This window comes from Accumulibacter sp., assembly GCF_023806625.1.
Taxonomy (GTDB): Bacteria; Pseudomonadota; Gammaproteobacteria; order Burkholderiales; family Rhodocyclaceae; genus Accumulibacter.
Genome location: NZ_JAMTDX010000043.1, coordinates 83,430 through 96,563 on the forward strand (window position 1 = coordinate 83,430; position 13,134 = coordinate 96,563).

Sequence of the window (13,134 nt, forward strand, 5' to 3'; positions counted from 1 at the left end):
CGATCCATCGGCGCTTTGCGGCCCGCCGGCGAATCGCCGCTTGCCGTTCGCCGGAGCACCTGCAACAATGCGCAAGCCTTGTCTCAAACTCGCGGAGACGCCGAAAATGCTGGTTACCTTCAGCTCGAGCACGTCCGGACAGCTCATGATGTTCGCCCCGACCGCCCGTCAGATGCTCGAGATCATCGGCAAGGAATGCGCGGCCAAAGGGGTCATCATGAGCGATCAGCTGCCTGAGGCGATCGACCGGCTGCGCGCGGCGGTCGCCGCGGCCAGGAGCGCGGCGGCGAGCCCGCCCGCCAGGTCGAAGGACGACGAAGGCGACGACGAGAACAAGGAGGAAACCCCGGTCGGTCTCGGTCAGCGCGCCTATCCGCTGATTGAGCTGTTCGAATGGACTCGCCGGGAGGAAGGTTTCGTTCTCTGGGAGGCAGCGAAGGATTTCTAGCCCGACGGACTGCGCCCGACACGGCGTCCCGGGCGGTCGACGCAGCCGTTGGCCGACCCGCCTCGCCGCGCTGCTCCTGGTCGCCGCGACGGGCGGCGAGGCGGCCGAGGTGGCCGTCGACGTCGGGCATACGCTTGCGGCCTGCGGAGCGATCAGCGCGCGCGGCCGTTGCGAATACGAGTTCAACGCCGTGCTGGCCGACCTTCTGGCGCAGGAACTTCGCGCGCGACGGATCGCCGTCCGCGAGATCAACTTCGACGGGCTGATCGACAGCCTCGCCGCGCGCCCGCAGCACGCTGCGGGCGCCGATTTCTTCATCTCGATCCACCACGACTCGGTGCACCCCGAGTGGCTCACCGATTGGGACTGGGATGGCAGCAGCCGGACGTACAGCGACGTGCATCGCGGCTTCTCGCTCTTCGTCTCGCGCGCCAATCCCGATCTCGCCGGCAGTCTGCGCTGCGCCTCGGCGATCGGCGCGTTGCTCCGTCGGGCCGGCTTCAGCCCAACCCGGCATTACGCCGAACCGGCGGCCGGACCATCGCGGCCCGTCGCCGACCTGGACAACGCCGTCCATTTCCACGATCGGCTCATCGTTCTCTACCAGACGACGCTGCCGGCGGTGCTCTTCGAGGCCGGGGTCATCAAGCACCGCGAGGAGGAGCTCGCCCTGCGTGACCCGGCGCGCCAGATCAGGATGGCCGATGCGATCGCCAGCGGCATCGCCGCGTGCCTGCAGGTGAATCGCGCGACGGCTGGCGACGAGGACCCCTCTCAGACCCGGCGATAGACCTCGGCTCCGGCGGCGACGAACTCGACGGCCTTGCTTTCCATGCCCCGCTCGAGGGCCTCGGCCTCGCCGAGGCCCTGCGCGGCGGCGAAATCGCGCACGTCCTGGGTGATCTTCATCGAGCAGAAGTGGGGGCCACACATCGAGCAGAAGTGCGCGACCTTCGCCGACTCCTTGGGCAGCGTTTCGTCGTGGAACTCGCGCGCCTTGTCCGGGTCGAGGCCGAGGTTGAACTGATCTTCCCAGCGAAACTCGAAGCGCGCCTTGGACAGGGCATTGTCGCGAATCTGCGCGCCCGGATGCCCCTTGGCCAGGTCAGCGGCGTGCGCGGCGAGCTTGTAGGTAATGATCCCCGTCTTGACGTCGTCCTTTTCCGGCAGGCCGAGGTGCTCCTTCGGCGTCACGTAGCAGAGCATGGCCGTTCCGTACCAGCCGATCATCGCCGCGCCGATGCCGCTGGTGATGTGGTCGTAGCCCGGAGCGATGTCGGTGGTCAGCGGTCCGAGCGTGTAGAAGGGCGCTTCCCGACAGTATTCGAGCTGCAGCTCCATGTTTTCCCTGATCAGCTGCATCGGCACATGGCCGGGTCCCTCGATCATCACCTGTACGTCGTGCCTCCAGGCGATCTCGGTCAGTTCGCCGAGCGTCCTGAGTTCGCCGAGCTGGGCCTCGTCGTTGGCGTCGTAGATCGACCCGGGACGCAGCCCGTCGCCGAGACTGAACGCCACGTCGTACGCCTTCATGATCTCGCAGATCTCCTCGAAGTGCGTGTAGAGGAAACTCTCGCGATGATGCGCCAGGCACCACTTGGCCATGATCGATCCGCCGCGCGAGACGATTCCGGTCAGCCTGCCCGCAGTCAGCGGCACGTAACGCAGCAGCACGCCGGCGTGGATCGTGAAATAGTCGACGCCCTGTTCGGCCTGCTCGATCAACGTGTCGCGGAAGATCTCCCAGCTCAGCTCCTCGGCCCTGCCGCCAACCTTCTCGAGCGCCTGGTAGATCGGCACGGTGCCGATCGGCACCGGGCTGTTGCGGATGATCCATTCGCGCGTCTCGTGGATGTTCCGGCCCGTAGACAAGTCCATCACCGTGTCGCCGCCCCAGCGAATTGCCCAGGTCATCTTCTCGACTTCGTCCTGGATGCTCGAGCCGAGGGCCGAGTTGCCGATATTGGCGTTGATCTTGGTCAGGAAGTTGCGGCCGATGATCATCGGCTCGCTCTCCGGGTGGTTGATGTTTGCCGGGATGATCGCGCGGCCTCGCGCCACCTCTGAGCGGACGAACTCGGGGCTGATCTCCTCCGGGATGCTCGCCCCGAAGCTATTGCCACGGTGCTGGCGACCGAGGATCTGCGCGAGACGCTCGCCCTGCGGTCCCGACGCGCGCAGCTGCTCGAGGTAGCGGCTCCGGTTGCCGTTCTCGCGGATCGCCACGTACTCCATCTCGGGGGTGATGATCCCACGCCGCGCGTAGTGCATCTGACTGACGTTGGCGCCTCTCCGCGCGCGCAGCGGCTGCCGCTGCAGACCCGGGAAACGCAGCCCATCGAGCGCCGGGTCGGCAGCGCGGCCGCGACCGAAAGTCGAACTCAGCTCGGACAGGGCTTCGCAGTCGCCCCTCTCGGCGATCCAGCCGGCGCGCAATGCCGGCAGCCCGCGGCGAATGTCGATCGCCGCACCTGGCTCGCTGTACGGCCCCGAGCAATCGTAGACGAAGATCGGCGGGTTGCTTTCGCGGCCGGTGGAGGTCTCGGTATCCGACTGGCTGATCTCGCGCATCGGCACGCGAATGTCCGGGCGACTCCCCTCGACATAGATCTTCCGCGAACCGGGAAGCGGCCTCACCGCAGCCTCGTCGACATGGGCTTCGGCGGCGATGAATTTCTCGTTGGCGTTCATGGTCTTTCCTGGCGAAGGTAGAGCGGGCGCCGTGCATGGAGCGGGAGCGTCCGGCAGACCGCGGGCTTGACCGGCGCCTGACCGGACGACGGCGCCGGGCGTCAGCGTCAGCGACCCCGACTGGTGGATCGTCTGCCGCGCACCTGCAGCCTGTCGGCCAGCACGTCTGCCCTGGTTCTGCAAGGTACTGGAATTGCTGACGCTTCGCAAGAAGCCAGCGCCTGCAGGGAAATCGGGAGCGCCCCGGTCGACGGTCACGCCGCGGCGCGAGCGGAGTATCCTTCGAGTTTGGCGTCCGGCGCACGGAGCGTCTGCAGCAGGGGAGCCGGTCGCCACACTCGATGAGGTCAGGAGAGGAGATGAGCAGACAGATCGTCGTGTGCCTGGATGGCACCTGGAACAACCCGGTCGAGCAGACCAACGTCTACCGGCTGTTCGAAATGCTCGCCGGCGAAGAGCAGCGGGTCGAGGAAAGCGGACCGATCCGCTCGCATCTCGTCCGGCGCAACGAGGATCTGCTCGCCTACTATCTCCAGGGCATCGGCAGGGGCGGACGGCTGCACGGCCTGCTCGGACGCACCCACGGAATCACTGTGCACGACAGCGTGATCGACGCCTACCTGCTGGTTTCCCAGGTCTACCGGCGGGGCGACAAGATCTGGATTTTCGGCTTCTCGCGGGGGGCCTGGGCGGCGCGAACCCTTGGCGCGTTCATCGCGCGCTCGGGCCTGATACCCGGACCCGAAGCAGACGACGACGACTCGGCCGACAACGCCGAGCGCATCTGGCTGAACTACAAGGAAGGACTCGGCCTCAAGCGCGGTGGTCGCTTCTGGCGCTACCATGACGAGGTGCCGATCCGCATGATCGGGGTCTGGGATACGGTCGGCGAGAATGGGGTACCCGAATTCAACGGGCTTCACCTCGTCGACCGCGAGGAACTCGGGCTGATGCAGTTCAGCGACCGCGAACTCAGTCCGCGAGTCGAGCACGGACGCCAGGCACTGGCGATCGACGAAGAACGCGCCGATTTCGCCCCGACCTTGTGGACCGCACGCGAAGGCGTCCGGCAAGTCTGGTTTGCCGGTGCGCACGCCGACGTCGGCGGTGGATACGAACACCGGGGTCTCTCTGACGTCGCGCTCGAATGGATGATCGGCGAGGTCAACGCCCTCGACGCCGGGCTCAGGCTGCTGCCCGACCCGCTCGACGCGCCGCTCGAAGCCGACTGCCTCGCGGACCGCCACGACGAAACCCGCGGTCCGATCTGGCGATCACGGCCGCAAAAGGAGCGCCGCGTCCCCGAGGATGCCGAGCTGCACGAAAGCGTCCTCGAGCGGCTGCGCGAACGCTTCGACTACCGGCCGAAGGCGCTCGAGGATCTCCCGGTCTGCGCCGGGTTCTTCGAGGACGACGAGCGCCGGGCAGACGAGCAACTGCAACAGGAACGCGAAGAGCTGCCGTTCCGCAAGCTGCCGGTGGACGGCGCGACCCGTTTTCCGGTCCATGCCCACAAGTGGTGGAACGCTTCGGGAGTCGAAGTCGATGTCGGCGAAAGGTATCGGATCGCGGCCAGCGGAACCTGGCTCGACCGCGGCGTCCCGGCAAACGCCGATGGTTACGAATCGGATGGCTGGCTCCACCACCTGACCCAGGGCAGCAGGCGGCTCGAGGAGCGCCCATGGTTCTCGCTGGTCGCCGCCGTCCATCCACTGCCCGATCTCGAGGCGAGCAATCCGGCTTCCGAGAACATGCTCACCGGCCTGCTCGAAAGCACGATCAGCGGGGTTGCCCGGATCGACGACGAGAGCAGCCTGATCGCCACCCCCGACGGCTGCGAAATCGAGATCATCGAGCCCGGTTTCCTGTACTTCTTCGCCAACGACTCGGCTTTCGCCTACGCCGACAACCGCGGCTTCCTGAGCGTCGAGGTGACCCGGCTGCCGTGGTCGGCAGCGGTCGAACAGAGGGTGGCCGCGGCGCCGGATGCCGTCCCCGGGAGCCTTGTCGTGAAGCTCTACTTCGCACCCGGAACCAGTTCGCTGGCCGCGCACATCGCGCTGCGTGAGGCGGGCCTCGATTTCGATCTCGTCCGTGTCGACCTCCGCGCGCACCGGCTTGCCGACGGCAGCGACTTTCGGCTGATCAACCCGAAGGGCTACGTTCCAGCCCTCGAACTCGAAGACGGCAGCGTGCTCACCGAAGTCCCGGCGATCGTCCAGTACATCGCCGACCGAGTGCCCGAGAGCGGGCTCGCGCCACAGCCATTCAGCCGCGAGCGTTACCGACTCGAAGAGTGGCTCGCCTTCATCAGTTCGGAACTGCACCAGAGATTCGCTGCGCTGTTCTTCCCCGACACGCCCGACTCGTATGCCCAGTCGATCAGGGACGATCTTGCCGCCCGGCTCGGCCATGTGGCCGCATCACTCGAAGAGCGCGATTACCTGCTCGGCGAGCGCTTCACGGTGGCCGATGCCTACCTGTTTGCCGTGCTCGCCTGGAGCGGCGCGGTCGGCGTCGATCTCGGCCGCTGGCCGGTACTAGTCGCTTTCCTGGACCGGGTCGGCAATCGCCAGAGCGTTCGCGAGGCGCGTGCCGCCGAGGACTGACGATGCCGCGTCTACAGCCCCGAGAGCCGCCGCCGGGCGCGCCGCGCATTTCGACCAGGAGGCCGCCCGACGAAGGCACACCCGCGACTGACCGCAGCCCCTGGGCCGTGTTTCTGATCTTCCTGCGGCTGGGTCTGACCTCGTTCGGTGGTCCGATCGCTCATCTGGGCTACTTCCGCGACGAGTTCGTGACGCGACGGGGCTGGCTCGGCGAAAGCAGCTACGCCGATCTGGTCGCCCTCTGTCAGTTCCTGCCCGGTCCGGCGAGCAGTCAGGTGAGCATGGCGCTCGGCCTTTCGCGATCGGGGTACGGAGGCGCACTGGCGGCCTGGGCGGGGTTCACCTTGCCGTCGGCGATCGCCCTGATCCTCTTCGCGCTGGGCATCGCCAGCTACGCCGACGCGATTCCCCACGGCGCTGTGCACGGCTTGAAGGTCGTCGCCGTCGCAGTCGTCGCCCAGGCGGTCTGGGGAATGGCGAGGGCTCTGTGCAGCGGTGTCCTGCGCGTCACGATCATGGTGATTGCCGCCTGCCTGGTCCTGCTCGTGCCGTCGGCCTGGACACAGGTGGCGGTGATCGTCGCCGCCGGCATCACCGGTCTGCTGCTCTTCAGGCCGGAGCAGCCAGCCAGCCACGAGCCGCTGCCGATCAGAGTCGGACACCGCGCCGGAATGGTCTGGCTGTGCCTTTTCCTGGCGCTGCTGCTCGGCCTGCCCGCTGTCGCCGGGTCGATTCCCGACCAGACCCTGGCGCTGGTCGATGCGTTCTACCGCGCCGGATCACTGGTCTTCGGGGGCGGGCACGTGGTGTTGCCGCTGTTGCGGGCCGAGGTCGTGCCTCCGGGCTGGGTCAGCGACGAGTCCTTTCTTGCCGGTTATGGTGCGGCACAGGCCGTACCCGGACCGCTGTTCACTTTTGCCGCATTCCTCGGAGCATCAATGAGCAGGCCGCCGTCGGGCTGGGCCGGCGGCATGATCTGCCTGCTGGCCGTCTTCGCCCCGTCGTTCCTGCTCGTCGTCGGCGCCTTGCCCTACTGGGAAAGCCTGCGCCGCAGCGTCCGGACGCAGGCGGCGCTGGCCGGGGTCAATGCCGGTGTGGTCGGTCTGCTGCTCGCTGCGCTTTACCAGCCGGTGTGGACGAGCGCGATCCATCAGGCCGCGGATTTCGCCCTGGCGCTGCTGGCGCTGATCGCCCTGATCTTCTGGAGGCTACCGCCGTGGCTGGTGGTCGCCGGCTGCGCGGTGACGGGTGCACTGCTCGAAGCGGCGTGAACTGGCGAGCCGCGCCGATGCGACGCCGGCTCGTGCCCGGAGACGCTGGCAATCGATCGCTGGCGCCCGATCGCCACGCTGTGGGAAAATCATCGGCGAGCCGGTCGCGGCTGACCGCCGCCCGGGTTGGCCAGCAAGCGGGACTGCCGCGTAAAGGATCTACCCGGCGAGCGAACGGAACGAAGCATGCGTCGCTACCTCAGACGGTATCTGCCCGATCACGCCGCGATTCGCGAGAACCGCTGGTTGAGGCCGTTCGAGTCCTCGCTGCTGCACCCCCGACTCTGGCACCTGAATCGTCGATCCGCCGCCGGAGCGGTCGCTGTCGGCCTGTTCTGCGGGTTGATCCCGGGGCCACTGCAGATGATCGGCGCAGCGATCAGCGCCCTCGTCTTCCGCGTCAACCTGCCGCTGGCGCTGGTCGTCACGCTCTATACGAACCCGCTGACCATCGTTCCGCTCTACCTCCTGGCCTATCAGATCGGGCGTCTGCTGACCGGCGACGACGCCGGCTTCCTCGCTCCCCCGGAATTCGACGCAACGGCCTTCACCAGCTGGGTCGAGGCGATGCAGGGCTGGATGCTCGACGTGGCCACGCCGCTTGCGGCCGGACTGGTGACGCTGGCTGCGGGACTGGCGCTGACCGGGTACCTGCTGACCAAGGCGGCATGGCGGCTGTACCTGGTCAGGGCGTGGAAACGGCGCAACCACAACCCGTGAGCGCTCGCTCCCGGCTACGCAGTCGTGACGACGAAAGAGGAGCAGTCGATGGCCCGGAAAGGCACCCCGCGGTTCTGCTGGGACGACCCGCTGCTGCTCGATGCCCAGCTCGGCGAAGACGAGCGCGCGGTGCGCAACGCCGCGCGCGCCTACTGTCGGGAGAGGCTCATCCCTCGCGTACGCGAAGCCTTTCGTCAGGAACTTCACGATCCTTCGCTCTACCCCGAAATGGGCCGGATGGGCCTGCTTGGTCCGATGATCCCCGAGCAGTACGGTGGCTCGGGCCTCGGGTACGTGAGCTACGGTCTGATCGCCCGGGAAGTCGAACGCGTCGATTCGGGATACCGGTCGATGATCAGCGTCCAGTCATCGCTGGTCATGCTGCCGATCCAGGTCTTCGGTACCGAGCAGCAGCGGCGCCGTTACCTTCCCCGGCTGGCGAGCGGCGAATCGATCGGCTGCTTCGGGCTGACCGAACCCGATCACGGCTCCGACCCAGGCAGCCTGGCAAGCCGTGCGCGGCGCGTCGAAGGGGGCCATCTGCTCCGCGGAACGAAGACCTGGATCACCAACTCGCCGGTCGCCGACCTGCTGATCGTCTGGGCGAAGGACGACGACGAAGCGATCCGCGGCTTCATCCTCGAAAGGGGAATGCCCGGGCTGTCGACACCGCTGATCCGCGGCAAGGTCGGCCTGCGCACCTCGGTCACCGGCCAGATCGTCATGGACGACGTCTTCGTTCCGACAGACAACGCCTTGCCCGAGGTGCGCGGGCTCAAGGGTCCGTTCACCTGCCTCGACTCGGCACGCTACGGCATCGCCTGGGGAGCACTCGGCGCCGCCGAAGCCTGCTGGCACACGGCGCGTGAATATACGCTCGAGCGCCGGCAGTTCGGCCGGCCGCTGGCCGCCAACCAGCTCGTCCAAAGGAAGCTCGCCGACATGCAGACCGAAATCACTCTCGCCCTTCAGGGTTGCCTGCGCCTCGGTCGGCTGAAGGAGCAGGGGGAAGCGACCCCCGAGATGACCTCGCTAATGAAAAGGAATTCGAGTGGCAAGGCGCTCGAGGTCGCGCGAATGGCACGCGACATGCTCGGCGGCAACGGAATTTCGGATGACTACGGCGTGATCCGTCACCTGTCAACCTCGAGGTGGTCAACACCTACGAGGGTACCCACGACGTCCACGCGCTGATCCTTGGTCGCGCGCAGACGGGAATCGCCGCCTTCTGACGGCCCGCCGAACGACAGACACGAGGACCTGGCATGCGCATCGGAATCGACCTCGGCGGCACGAAGATCGAGCTGATTGCGCTCGACGAGGCTGGGGGAGTGCGGCTGCGCCGGCGGCAGGCCACGCCCCGGGACGACTATCGGGCGACGCTGACGGCGATCGCCGGGATGGTCCTGACCGCCGAGGCCGAACTCGGGGAACGTGGAACGGTCGGCATCGGCATACCCGGCGCCGAATCGACGATCGACTCGCGGATCAAGAACGCGAACTCGACCTGGCTGATCGGAGAGCCGCTGCGTGCCGATCTCGAAGCCCATCTGCAGCGCGAGCTGCGCGTCGCCAACGATGCCAACTGCTTCGCGCTTTCGGAAGCGATCGACGGCGCCGGCCAAGGGGCCGAGATCGTCTTCGGAGCGATCCTCGGAACGGGCGTCGGCGGCGGGATCGTCGTCAACCGTCGCGCGCTCGGCGGAGCCAACCGGATTGCCGGCGAATGGGGCCACAATCCGCTGCCGCTACCCGACGAAGAGACGCTGCCCCCCGAGCCCTGCTACTGCGGGCGCTCAGGCTGCGTCGAGACGTGGTTGTCGGGTCCCGGACTTGCCGCCGACCACCGCCGACACACTGGGCACGATCTCTGCGCCGAGGCGATCGCCAGCCGTGCTGCCGGTGGTGACGATTCCTGTGCAGCCTCGCTCGGGCGTTACGCGAGGCGACTGGCGAAAGCCCTCGCCGAGGTCGTCAACATCCTCGACCCGCAGGTGATCGTCCTCGGTGGTGGCCTGTCGAACATCGAACACTGGTACCACGCCGTTCCCCGACTCTGGGGACGGCACATCTTTTCCGACGTCGTACGCACGCGGCTGCTGCGCAACGTCCACGGCGACTCTTCGGGGGTTCGCGGAGCCGCCTGGCTGTGGAACGATGGCCGAGAGGACCCGGCGCCGTTCATCGACCCGCTCCGACGATGACCGTCGAGGCGGCGCGTGCCATCCTCATCTGGAGACCCTGACCGGCGATGGCCATCTGGACCCGTCTGTTCCTGCCTTTCGCGGGCGCGTATTTTCTGTCCTACCTCTACCGGACGGCCAATGCGGTCATCGGCCCGGTGCTCGCCAGCGAGCTGCAGCTCGGCGCTGGCGACCTCGGCCTGCTGACCAGCGCCTACTTCCTCTCCTTCGCCGCCGCCCAGCTGCCACTCGGCATGCTTCTCGACCGCTTCGGCGCACGGCGCGTCGAGTCGGCGCTGCTGCTCGTCGCCGCGGCCGGCGCGGCGCTCTTCTCGGTCGGTAAGGGGATCGTCGATCTGGCTATCGCCCGGGCGTTGATCGGACTTGGCGTCTCGGCGTGTCTGATGGCCGCGTTCAAGGCCTTTTCGCTGTGGTTTCCGCTCGAGCGCCAGGCATCGCTGACCGGCTGGATCATGACCTCGGGCGGACTCGGGGCTCTCGCCGCGACGGCACCGCTCGAGGCAGCCGTCGAGCTGTTCGGCTGGCGCGACATCTTCGTCGCTCTCGCCGCCCTGACGCTGGCCGTCGCCGTCTGGCTCCAGCGCAGTGTGCCCGATCGCGACGACGGCGCGCAGACTCAGCCGTTGAGCGCCCAGTGGGCAGGGGTCAGGGAAGTGTTTGCGAGCCGTCACTTCTGGCGATTCGCTCCGCTCGGCCTGACCACCATCGGCGGCTTCATGGCCGTTCAGAGCCTGTGGTCGGTATCCTGGCTGATGCAGGTCAACGGCCATACGCGTGCAACGGCCGCCGAACACATGGCCGGGATGAGTCTGGCAATGCTCGTCGCCTATCTGATGATCGGCCTGCTCGCCACGGCACTGGCCCGGCGCGGGATTCGCCCGGTGATCCTGCTCGCCGTCGGACTCGCTCTGTCACTGCTGACTCTCGGCCTGATCACCAGCGAAGCGAGCGCCCACACGCAGCTCCTCTGGGTGGCCTACGGCAGCTTCTCGAGCTTCGGGACTCTCGCCTACTCGCAGGCGGCGGCGGGCTTCCCGGTCGCGCTTTCGGGCCGGGCCAACACGGCGTTCAATCTGATGGTCTTCGTCGGCGCCTTCGCCGTGCAATGGGGCATGGGTCTGCTCATCGATCTGCTACAGGCGACCGGCTGCGACGCTGCCGCCGCACATCGCCGGGCGTTTCTCGCCCTGCTCGGTGTGCAGTTGGCCGCTTACGCCTGGTTCTCTGCGTCGATCCGCTGGTCGCGCTGAGCATAGCACCTGCAGAGGAGCACCAAGCCCAACGGGGGGGGCCTCCCGCGGTGAGTGGCGTCGCGGCGACCAACCGCCAGTCGTCGGCCCGAGCACAGCGCTGTGCAGCCCAGCTGAGCAGGGCTTCCGCAAGGGCATCGGGAAGCGGGATCGAGCTGACTCGGCAGCGGGCTCCCCCCGATGCTCCGGCGGTCGCTCACGCGTGCGAATCCTGGTCCATTGCCGGCTGGTCCGTGGGCTGCCGCTGCCGGTCGTCGAGTTCAAGCACGAAGCCTGCCTTGCGCAGCAGTCGGGCTTCGCACAGCAGGTCGGCGCGGGTCAACGGATGCCCGTCGAGCCATCCGCGCGGAAAGCCCAGCCGGATCCGCCGGCCGGCGACGTGCAGGCCGAGCGCGGGCAATGGATCGCTGCTGCGCCCGCGATGCAGAACCACCGCCAGACGAAGCAGCGCACAGAGACGAGCGGCAGGCCTGGCCCATTCCTTCGGCAAACCGGCGAATGCATCGGACGGGAACGAACGCCGATGGCGCCGGACCAACGCCGCGAGCAGCTGCTGGTCGTCGCGTGAGTAGCCCGGCAGGTCCGAGTGCTCGAGCACGTACGCTCCGTGTCGATGGTAGCGGTCGTGGGTCAGCAGCAGGCCGATCTCGTGCAGGCGGGCGGCGCGCTCGAGCAGCTCACGCATCTCTTCCCCTTTCAGTGGCCAGCGACTGCTGACCTGGCGCAGCAGATCGAGGGCCGTCCGGCTGACGCGTGCGGCCTGCGCCTCGTCGAGACCGAAACGGCGCGTGACCTCGGTGATCGTCCGGTCACGAACGTCCTCGTGCCGGATACGACCGAGCAGATCGTAAACCAGCCCTTCGCGAAGAGCACCTTCTGAGACTCCCATCTCTTCAATGTTCAGCGCCTCGCAGAGACCGTGGAGAACGACGAAGCCGCCAGCGAAGACTCGTGCGCGGGCCGGTTCGAGCTGCCAGCGCTCGGCGATCGCGGCGATATCGCGCAGCTCGAGCAGCACAGAACGCAGCCGGCGCAGTCCGTCGAGCGTGATGCATTCGCGACTCCAGCCCTCGCTGATCAGCACATCCTGGATCGCCTTGATCGATCCCGAAGCACCAGTGGCGACGGCCCAGCCCCGCCCCAGGTAGTCCTCGCGAACCGGCTCGACGTTCAACTGGACCCGCAGTTCGGCGTCGCGAAGCTGGCTGCGGGTCACTCGCCCCTCGGGGAATGCGCGGCTGAGACTGACGCAGCCCATTCTCAGACTGGTCAGATGCTGCGGTTCGAAGCCGGCGCCGACGATCAGTTCGGTACTCCCGCCGCCGATGTCGATGACCAGTCGCCGACCCACGACGTCAGCGACACTGTGCGCCACGCCGAGATAGATCAGCCGAGCCTCCTCCTGGCCACTGACGACCTCCACCTTGTGCCCGAGGAGCGTTTCGGCACGGCTGACGAAATCCGCGCTGTTGCGCGCCTGTCGAAGCGTGTTCGTGCCGACGATGCGCAAGCGTTCGGGCGGAATCTGGCGCAGGCGCTGGCCGAAGCGCGCGAGGCAAGCCAGCGCCCTTTGCTGGGCCTCGCCGGACAGGTGATTCCGGCTGTCCAGGCCGGCGGCCAGCTGGACCATCTCGCGCAGCCGGTCGAGAATCTGCACTCGCCCATCGACAATCCGGGCGACGATCATGTGGAAGCTGTTCGACCCGAGATCGATCGCCGCGACGAAATCGGAGGACATCATCGGACTCCTCGGCCTGCCGACTGGGTCTCGCGGCGACACCCCGCAGGCGAGGGCGTCGCCGTTGGCCGGTCTGACCCTGCAGACGACGGCTGCCGGCTCCGACGCCGGGAGCCGCCTCGCAGACCCCCTGGCCGACTGCGCCGCTGGCGGTCAGGGAATTTGCGCAGCGCATCTCCCGGCCCGGACAATCTAGCACCCGG

General features: G+C 67.5%; 9 protein-coding genes and 1 pseudogene. 8 read left to right on the top strand and 2 right to left on the bottom strand.

Annotated elements, in window-relative coordinates; translation table 11 throughout:
* Nucleotides 1-67 precede the first annotated feature (67 nt).
* Nucleotides 68-448, top strand: coding sequence for a DUF1840 domain-containing protein (locus tag NFW05_RS07980; protein WP_295304708.1), 381 nt, complete (start codon nt 68-70; stop codon nt 446-448).
* Between the two features lie 109 nt (nt 449-557).
* A complete protein-coding gene (locus NFW05_RS07985; RefSeq protein WP_295304711.1) occupies nt 558-1,238 on the top strand; it encodes an N-acetylmuramoyl-L-alanine amidase in 681 nt (226 codons plus the stop codon).
* Here NFW05_RS07985 and thiC read toward each other — a convergent pair.
* Nucleotides 1,223-3,139 carry a phosphomethylpyrimidine synthase ThiC gene (gene thiC, locus NFW05_RS07990; protein WP_295304714.1) on the bottom strand — a complete coding sequence of 639 codons (1,917 nt, stop codon included), beginning with the start codon at nt 3,137-3,139 and terminating at the stop codon, nt 1,223-1,225. The two genes, NFW05_RS07985 and thiC, sit on opposite strands and share 16 nt — an antisense overlap.
* A gap of 359 nt (nt 3,140-3,498) precedes the next feature.
* On the opposite strand from thiC, the gene gstA reads away from it, so the two are divergent.
* The 6 genes and pseudogenes from gstA (at nt 3,499) to NFW05_RS08025 (ending at nt 11,193) form a co-directional block, all read left to right on the top strand.
* Nucleotides 3,499-5,748, top strand: a complete 2,250-nt coding sequence (gene gstA / locus NFW05_RS18545) for a glutathione transferase GstA (RefSeq protein WP_311104697.1) — start codon at nt 3,499-3,501, stop codon at nt 5,746-5,748.
* Nucleotides 5,749-5,795: 47 nt separating this feature from the next.
* Nucleotides 5,796-7,019, top strand: coding sequence for a chromate efflux transporter (gene chrA / locus NFW05_RS08005; protein ID WP_295304841.1), 1,224 nt, complete (start codon nt 5,796-5,798; stop codon nt 7,017-7,019).
* Nucleotides 7,020-7,205: 186 nt separating this feature from the next.
* The gene (locus NFW05_RS08010) at nt 7,206-7,739 is read left to right on the top strand and encodes a DUF2062 domain-containing protein (protein ID WP_295304716.1); all 534 of its coding nucleotides are present in this window, start codon (nt 7,206-7,208) and stop codon (nt 7,737-7,739) included.
* A 48-nt stretch (nt 7,740-7,787) separates the two neighbouring features.
* A pseudogene (locus NFW05_RS08015) lies at nt 7,788-8,971 on the top strand (acyl-CoA dehydrogenase).
* Between the two features lie 33 nt (nt 8,972-9,004).
* On the top strand, nt 9,005-9,943 hold the full coding sequence (locus NFW05_RS08020; protein WP_295304719.1) for an ROK family protein: 939 nt from the start codon (nt 9,005-9,007) through the stop codon (nt 9,941-9,943).
* A 47-nt stretch (nt 9,944-9,990) separates the two neighbouring features.
* On the top strand, nt 9,991-11,193 hold the full coding sequence (locus NFW05_RS08025) for an MFS transporter (protein ID WP_295304722.1): 1,203 nt from the start codon (nt 9,991-9,993) through the stop codon (nt 11,191-11,193).
* 196 nt (nt 11,194-11,389) lie between these two features.
* On the opposite strand, the gene NFW05_RS08030 is transcribed toward NFW05_RS08025, so the two are convergent.
* A complete protein-coding gene (locus NFW05_RS08030) occupies nt 11,390-12,934 on the bottom strand; it encodes an HD domain-containing protein (protein ID WP_311104696.1) in 1,545 nt (514 codons plus the stop codon).
* Nucleotides 12,935-13,134 lie beyond the last annotated feature (200 nt).